Raw genomic sequence first — 583 nt, 5'->3', positions numbered from 1 at the left:
AGCTCCCTGTACCAAAGCCTGGGTATTAATCTTGGTCACATTGTTCTTTGTTTTCAAATTTTGAAGCTGTCTTCCGCTCATATCATACAGCATAATATCAGCCTCTTTAAAATCAAAACCTATTTCTATATAAGCATAATCAGATACAGGATTGGGATAGATCTTGATATCATATTTTTCAATCAGGTCATTTACCTGTTTATCACCAAGCTTTACAATCTTCCAGTTTTCTTTCCCTAATTCTTTGGCACTGGTTCCTGCCAGAATAATAGAACCGTCTTTGTTAAGTTTCAAATCTGAAAGTCTCTCTTCTTTCTGTCTGGATTCTCCGCTTACATGTTTTCGCCACTGTTCATTTCCGTTTCCATCCAGGTAGATCATCCAGAAGGTCTCATCATCTTTTTCTATTCTTCCTTCTGCCTGGGTATAACCACCTAACAGAATTCCTTTCGAGGATTTTTCGTCTCCTGAATGGATCACACTGGCTCCCATCAGGATATCACGGTTTTTGAAATTGTAGGATTTCTGCCACTGTTCATCACCTTTTTCATTTAAAGAAATCAGCCACAGATCGGTTCCTTCT

The 583-nt window shown here is 38.4% G+C and carries 1 protein-coding gene; it reads right to left on the bottom strand.

The features are described from left to right. Positions 1 to 583 (bottom strand): T9SS type A sorting domain-containing protein (locus tag DRF65_RS28200; protein ID WP_133297844.1); only part of this gene is annotated, 583 nt, incomplete at both ends.

This window comes from Chryseobacterium pennae (assembly GCF_003385515.1).
In the GTDB taxonomy this organism is placed as follows: Bacteria; Bacteroidota; Bacteroidia; order Flavobacteriales; family Weeksellaceae; genus Chryseobacterium; species Chryseobacterium pennae.
The sequence above is the reverse complement of the archived record's forward strand: the minus strand, read 5'-3'. Positions and strand labels throughout refer to the sequence as shown.